Annotated in this window: 7 protein-coding genes and 1 pseudogene; 3 read left to right on the top strand and 5 right to left on the bottom strand. The window is 70.6% G+C overall.

The window, feature by feature from the left end; all coding sequences use genetic code 11:
• The first annotated feature begins 82 nt into the window (after window positions 1-82).
• A complete protein-coding gene (locus tag ACWCOV_RS37390; protein ID WP_449834107.1) occupies window positions 83-502 on the top strand; it encodes a helix-turn-helix domain-containing protein in 420 nt (139 codons plus the stop codon).
• Here ACWCOV_RS37390 and ACWCOV_RS37395 read toward each other — a convergent pair.
• The gene (locus ACWCOV_RS37395; RefSeq protein ID WP_449834108.1) at window positions 499-1,569 is read right to left on the bottom strand and encodes a polyprenyl synthetase family protein; all 1,071 of its coding nucleotides are present in this window, start codon (window positions 1,567-1,569) and stop codon (window positions 499-501) included. The genes ACWCOV_RS37390 and ACWCOV_RS37395 overlap by 4 nt on opposite strands.
• Window positions 1,570-1,626: 57 nt before the next feature.
• Here ACWCOV_RS37395 and metF point away from each other — a divergent pair, with 57 nt between their 5' ends.
• Window positions 1,627-2,544, top strand: a complete 918-nt coding sequence (metF, locus tag ACWCOV_RS37400; protein WP_449834109.1) for a methylenetetrahydrofolate reductase [NAD(P)H] — start codon at window positions 1,627-1,629, stop codon at window positions 2,542-2,544.
• Window positions 2,545-2,572: 28 nt separating this feature from the next.
• Complete coding sequence (locus ACWCOV_RS37405) at window positions 2,573-3,103, top strand: SixA phosphatase family protein (protein WP_449834110.1); 531 nt, start codon at window positions 2,573-2,575, stop codon at window positions 3,101-3,103.
• Here the strand turns inward: ACWCOV_RS37405 and ACWCOV_RS37410 are convergent.
• The 4 genes and pseudogenes from ACWCOV_RS37410 to ACWCOV_RS37425 form a co-directional block, all read right to left on the bottom strand.
• Complete coding sequence (locus ACWCOV_RS37410) at window positions 3,100-3,261, bottom strand: alpha/beta hydrolase (RefSeq protein ID WP_449834111.1); 162 nt, start codon at window positions 3,259-3,261, stop codon at window positions 3,100-3,102. The two genes, ACWCOV_RS37405 and ACWCOV_RS37410, sit on opposite strands and share 4 nt — an antisense overlap.
• 16 nt (window positions 3,262-3,277) lie before the next feature.
• Window positions 3,278-3,490, bottom strand: a pseudogene (locus ACWCOV_RS37415) (alpha/beta hydrolase); the annotation flags it as partial.
• An 83-nt stretch (window positions 3,491-3,573) separates the two neighbouring features.
• Window positions 3,574-5,790, bottom strand: a complete 2,217-nt coding sequence (locus ACWCOV_RS37420; RefSeq protein WP_449834112.1) for a HelD family protein — start codon at window positions 5,788-5,790, stop codon at window positions 3,574-3,576.
• 93 nt (window positions 5,791-5,883) lie between these two features.
• Window positions 5,884-6,989 (bottom strand): phytoene desaturase family protein (locus ACWCOV_RS37425; protein ID WP_449834113.1); only part of this gene is annotated, 1,106 nt, incomplete at its 5' end.

The following is a 6,989-nucleotide window of genomic DNA, read 5'->3' on the forward strand; positions in this document are numbered from 1 at the left end:
TTAAACATCCCTATCTGACGAATTATAGGGAATTCTAAGGAAACTGCCTTAGCCTGGAGTCCCACGACGACTAAGGACACGGATGCCACAGGAGCTGTACTCGGTCGAGCAGGTGGCGAGCCGGCTCGGCCTGCACGTCCGGACGATCCGGAACTACGTGCGCGATGGCCGGCTGAAGGCCGTCCGGATCGGGAAGCAGTACCGGATCGCCCGGGAGGACCTCGAGGCGTTCACCGGCACCAGCGCCGCCGCGCTCGAGGCCGACGAGCAGTCCCGGCACGTCGAGGCGTCGAGCATCGTGCACATCGACGCGATCGACCGCGCGGGCGCGGACCGGATCACCACGCACGTGATGGGCTCGCTCAATCAGAGCGGGATCGGCCGGCTCCGGGTCGAGACCGTGTACGACGAGGATCGCGCCGTACTCAAGGTGATCATCCTGGGCGACCTCGCCCCGACCGCCGAGCTGCTGCGGCTGATCAACCTGATGACGACGCCTTAGAGCAGCCGGGACGTCGCGGCGATCGCGAGGTCGGCCAGCGCCTTGCGGGCGGCGTCGTCGGCCAGGGGAGCGCGGTCGAGCGCGTCCAGGGCGTCCTCGGTCCGCTCGGTGATGAGGTCCTCGCAGGCCTGCACCGCGCGTGAGTCCTGCAGGATCTCGCGCAGCAACTGGATCTCGTCGTCGTCCAGGTCCGGCCGGCCGAACAGGCGGTCGAACTCGGCCAGCTGCACCTCCGACGCGTGGTCGACCGCGTAGGCCACCAGCACGGTCCGCTTGCCCTCGCGCAGGTCGTCACCGGCCGGCTTGCCGGTCAGCGCCGGGTCGCCGAACACCCCGAGCAGGTCGTCGCGCAGCTGGAAGGCCTCGCCCACCGGCAGCCCGTACGCCGACAGGGCCTCGACCAACCGCCGGTCGCCGCCGGCCAGCGCCGCGCCGATGTGCAGTGGCCGCTCGACCGTGTACGTCGCGGACTTGTACCGCAGCACCCGCAGCGCCTGGTCCATGTCGGACACACCGCTCGCCTGCGCGACCAGGTCGAGGTACTGCCCGGCGGTCACCTCGACCCGCACGGCATCGAAGAACTTGGACGCCCGGGCCAGTGCGGCCGCGTCGAAGCCGGACGTGTGCAGCATCTCGTCGGCCCAGATCAGGCACAGGTCGCCGAGCAGGATGGCTGCCCCGACGCCGAAGCGCTCCGGGTCGCCGCCGAGCCCGGACGCCTCGGACCGGGCCCGCTGCAGCGCCTCGAAGCGACGGTGGGCGGCCGGTGCGCCTCGCCGTACGTCGGAGGAGTCCATCACGTCGTCGTGCACCAGGGCGCTGACGTGCAGCATCTCCAGGCTGGCCGCCGCGGTCAGGATCGGCTGCGCCGGATCGCCGCCCGCGGCCCGGAAACCCCAGTAGCAGAAGGCCGGCCGCAGCCGCTTGCCGCCGCTGGTCGCGTCCCGCGCGGCCCGCACCTGCTCGGTCAGCTCCGGCCCGATCGCCGCCAGCCGCTGCTGCTGCAGGTCGAGGAAGCCGGTCAGCGCGCGCTGTACCTCGGCCGGGATGTCCACATCGCCATACACGTCTCGGAGCGTAGTCGGTGGCAGCGCCGCGGTGGACACCGCGGGTAACCTGTCGGCATGGCGAACGGTCTCCCTTCGACGCTGCCCGGCGGTACGCCGACGATCCGTGAGCTGCTCGCGACCGGACACCGTTCGTTCTCGTTCGAGTTCTTCCCGCCGAAGACGCCGGAGGCCGAAGAGGTGCTGTGGCGGTCGATCCGCGAGATCGAGCAGCTCCGGCCGACCTTCGTCTCGATCACGTACGGCGCGGGCGGCACCACGCGGGACGGCACCATCCGGGTCACCGAGCGGGTCGCCCAGGACACGTCGCTGACGCCGCTCGGTCACCTGACCTGTGTCGCCCACTCGCGTGACGAGCTGCGCTCGGTGATCGGCGCCTACGCCGGCGCCGGGGTCCGGAACATGCTCGCCCTGCGCGGCGACCCGCCGGGCGGCCCGAACCAGCCCTGGGTCGCGCACCCGGAGGGCATGAACCACGCGATCGAGCTGGTCGAGCTGATCCGGTCGCTGGGCGACTTCTGCGTCGGGGTGGCCGCGTTCCCGGACAAGCACCCGGAGGCAGCCTCGCTGGAGGCCGACGCGCAGGTGCTGGCGGCCAAGGCCGCCGCCGGCGCGGACTACGCGATCACCCAGATGTTCTTCGGCGCCGACGACTACTTCCGGCTGGTCGAGCGCGCCTCCGCGCTGGGCTGCGACATCCCGGTGCTGCCGGGCATCATGCCGGTCACCAACATCAAGCAGATCCAGCGGATGGCGGAGCTGACCGGGATGGCGTTGCCGAAGGCCGTCACCGACCGGTTGCACGCGGTCGAGGACGAGCCGTCCGCGGTTCGCGAGGTCGGCATCGAGATCGCCACCGAGCTGTGCGAGCAGCTGCTCGCGGGTGGCGCGCCGGGCATCCACTTCATCACCCTGAACAGGTCCACGGCCACCCGTCAGGTGTTCCTGAACCTGCGCTCGTCCGTCGTGTCCTGAACCCGGCCTCCGGTCGTATCCTGTGCGGATGGCTGACCCGTCGGACCTGCTGATCGACCGCACGCTCGTCCTGCTCCGGCACTCGAAGGCGGTCCCGCCCGAGTCGATGCCGGACCCGGAGCGGCCGCTGGCCGACCGCGGCCGGGCCGACGCCCGCGCGGCCGGCCGCTACCTCGTTGCCCAAGGCATCGAGGCGGACCTGGTGCTGTGCTCACCCTCGCAGCGCACCCGGGAGACCTGGCAGTACGCCGCCGAGGCCGGCGCGACCGCGGCCGACATCTGGTACGACCGGCGGATCTACAACGCCGACTCCGACGAGCTGCTCGACGTCATCCGGGAGGCCCCGGCCGAGGCGCGCACGGTGATCCTGGTCGGCCACGCGCCCGGTGTGCCGTGGCTGGCCGACGAGCTCGCCCTCGACGGCACCAGCCCGGAGCGCGTCGAGCTCACCCAGAAGTACCCGACCAGCGGCCTGGCCGTCCTGCACCTGACCTGCCGCTGGTCGGACCTGTCCGCCGACGACGCCGACCTGGTGTCGTACGTCGTACCCCGCGGCTAGGGGTGGCCGGCCGGGCAGGTGCCGTCGGCCGGCAGTTCGCCGGTGAGCAGGTACTTCTCGGCCTTGTCGTCGATGCACGGGTTCTTCATGAACAGGTACGACGCGTGGTTGCCGCCGTCGTCGACGAGCAGCCGTGAGCCCGGCAGCACGGCACGCATGCGACGTGCCCCGATCACGGGGCGTCGCTGCGTCGTACTTGCCCCGCAGCAGCAGGATCGGCGGGACCTTCGGCGATCCGATGCGGACCTGTTTGACCGGTCGGACCGGCCAGAACGCGCAGGGAGCGCCGTACCAGGTGTTCAGCCAGGCGAACCGCGGTGTCAGGCGGTCGGCCAGCTCGGTGTCCTGGTGCCAGCGGCTCCATTTGCGCGGCCAGCCCGGGTCCATGCAGTTGTAGGCCAGCTGACCCGGGTCGACCGACTGGGAGGCGAACTGGCCGGTGACGGTCAGGATGCCGCCCTGCTTGCTTCTCAGGAGGTGCGGGCGGGCAACCAGTCTGTGGTGCTGTTGATCGTAACCAATCGCTGCGTGGCTCTCGTCAGCACGACATACAGGGCGCGCACGCCGCCCAGCGTGTCGCTGACGATCCGGTCCGGTTCGACGACGACCACTGCGTCGTACTCGAGGCCCTTCGACTCCAAGGGGCTCACGGCAACGACCCGTGGGTCGCCCAGCTCGGCGAGCACCGGGTCGACGGCCGGCCGCAGCTTCGGCGGCACGATCACGCCGACCGTGCCCTCCACCAGCTGGAGCAACTCGACCGCCGCGTCACCGGCAGCCTCGGCAAGCTTGCCGTTGTCAACGACCCGGTGCTCGGGCTCCACACCGGTACCGCGTACGGCGTCGGGCAGATCGGCATCAGGCAGGGTCTGCCGGATCACGTCACCGGCGAACGCGTAGATCTCGGCGGAGTTCCGGTAGTTGGTGGACAGCCGGAACGAGTGCCGCTGCAGGTGCGACAGCATCGAGTCCATCGCCGCCCGCGCCTCGTCCGGGTCCGGCCACGAGCTCTGCGCCGGGTCACCGACGATCGTCCAGCTCGCCTGCGGGCCGCGCCGGGTCACCATCCGCCACTGCATGGGGGAGAGATCCTGCGCCTCGTCGACGAGGACGTGCGCGTACTCCTCCGGCTCCTCGGCCTCTCTGGCCGCGACGGCGCGGGCCCGGCGCTCCGAGGTGGTCAGCACCTCGTTGACACCGTCCGACAGGCCTTCCAGCCAGTCGAACTCCTCGTCCTTGACCTCGGCGACCGGTACGCGTCCCAGCAGGGTGCCAAGCTCGTCCAGCAGGGCCACGTCGGCAATGGTGAAGTCGTCCGTGCCGCGAATGGCTGCAGCGAGGGTGTCGATCTCAACAGGAGTCAGGTCGTTGCGAGCCCAGCGCTGCAGCCGCCTCGGATCCCCGAGCCAGCGCAGCACCGACTCCGGCGTCAGCACTGGCCACCACTGGCCGAAGAACGTCCGGAACGCTGGCGTGTCGGTCACCTGGTCGCCGAACGCCTCCCGGTCGCCGTACACGCCGTTGCGCAGGTCATCGGGGAAGCGCTGCCACAGCGCGGCCACCAGGCCCTTGCGGGCCTCGGCAGCGGCCCTGTTGCGAGGCGTGCGGCGCAGCGCGTTCCGCCGTACGTTGTCCAGCTGGTTGGCGTCCAGCTCGATCGTTGCCCCGCCGACGAAGATCCGCATCGTCGCGGGTGCGGTGGGCACGCGGTCGCGGGCAGCGCGCGACAGCACGCCGCGCATCCGCAGCGAGCCCTTGATGGCGGCGACATCGGCCTCGTCGACCGCAGTGGCCTTGACGCCTTCCACCAGCTCGCCCACTGCGCGCAGCGACACGGTGTTCTCACCGAGGCTCGGCAGCACCCGCTCGATGTAGGCCATGAACGCGGCAGACGGTCCAACGACCAGTACGCCGCCACGCTCGAACCGCCTGCGGTCGCTGTAGAGCAGGTACGCCGCTCGGTGCAGAGCGACCACGGTCTTGCCGGTGCCCGGTCCACCACCGATCACGGTCACGCCACGGGCAGGAGCCCGGATCGCCTTGTCCTGCTCGGCCTGGATAGTGGCGACGATGTCCCGCATCGTGTGACCTCGGGCACGCGACAGCGAAGCCATCAGCGCGCCCTCACCCATCACCGGCAGGTCCTCCGGCGCCCGCTCCGGCGCCAGCAGGTCGTCCTCGAGCCCGACGATCCGCGGGCCCTTGTTCCGCAGCACGCGGCGGCGGACGACCTTGAGCCGGTCGGTCGCGGTGGCCCGGTAGAACGGCTCGGCGGCCGGGGCGCGCCAGTCGATCACCAGCGGCTCGTACTCCGCGTCGCGGACGCCGATCCGGCCGACGTACAGCTTCTCCAGGTCGGTGGCGGCGCCAGCGGCCGGCTGCTCGTCACCGCGGTCGGAGTCGAGCCGGCCGAAGACGAGCCCCTCGTGCTCGGCGTCCAGCTCGGCGATCCGGCGGGCCGCCGCGAACACCAGCACGTCCCGCTCGTACAGACCGGTCTGCTCCTCCTCGCGGACCCGGCCGACGTTCTGCGCCTGCCCGCGCTGATGGCCTTCGACCGCGATCCGGGACGCCGACCTGGCCGCCTCCGCGACCCGCTCGTACACCCGGTCGACGTGTTGCTGCTCAGCCGCCAGCTCAGCTCGCTCGACGTTCTCGTGATCGGCCGACGTGGGGGATTGATCCACCGAGGTCCTCTCTACTGCCGGGCACCCATCCCGACATGACACACATGAACAATCAATCCTACGTGCGCCGGTTGACCGGCTCCCAACCCGGTCTCAGGCTTTCCCGACCGCGTCGGCCACGATGGCCGCACCCAGCGTGGTGGCCGGTACGCCGGACCCCGGGTGAGCTCCCGCGCCGACGCAGTACAGCCCCTTGACCGGCGACACGTTGGCAGCCCGTCGGCGGGCCGTGCGGTAGCCCTCCCACGCCACACCGGCCCACCAGGACGGCGATGTCTGCCGCGACACCACCTTGTCCCGGATGTGCAGCCCACGGGCCACCAGGAGGTCCAGTACGTCGTCCGTCGGGTAGCCGTGCACCAGCACGGACCACGCCTGATGCCCGGCCGGCGCCTGTCCACCGGTCCGCACGACGACTGTCGGCGCACCGTGCAGGACAGTCTCGAACGGCAGGCTCGGAACCGGCTCCCGCAGGCCCAGGTGTACGACGTACGCGGCCTGCGCCTGGTGGGTCGCCTGCACCCTCTTGCGCACCTTCTTGGCCGCCGGGTCGTCCACCAGCTGTCCGTAGAGCTCACGTGGGTCGATGTCGCTCACCACGATGTCCGCGGCAAGCTCAGTCCCATCAGCCAGCCGTACGCCGGTCACACTGCCGTCCGATGTGGTCACTGCCACAACTTCGGCACCGGTCCGGACGTCTACCTTCCGCTCACTCGCTCGTTGCGCCAGCGCATCAGCCAGGGCACCGAAACCGCCGTCGATCGTCCAGCGGCCGAACGTGCGCTCCAGGTACGACCAGACGCCGACGTACCCAGGTGTGAGCTTCGCCTCCGATCCACCTTGTGCTGCGAAGTGCCGCAGTACCGCACGAGCTCTGTCGTCATCCAGTTGGCGCTGTGCGACCCGCTCCAGCGACTGCCACGGTTTGAGCGCTCTGACCGCACTCATGGGCAGCTTGTCCTTGAGCGGTGGCTCCAGCGACGTCTTGCGCAGTACCTGCCAGGTCTCGCCGTAGCCGTCGACCAGTGCGGTCCACTGCTGGGCCGTCTTCTCGCCGGCCAGGTCCGTCCAGGCCTGGAACTGCTCACCGCGGTCGGCAATCGGCAGGTCGAGCACCGAACCGTCACCGAACATGTGCCGTCGCGGCTCGGTCACCGGCTCCAGTTGGACCAGGCTCTCGATCGGGCGACCACTCTTGC

The organism is Kribbella sp. NPDC002412 (assembly GCF_053592935.1).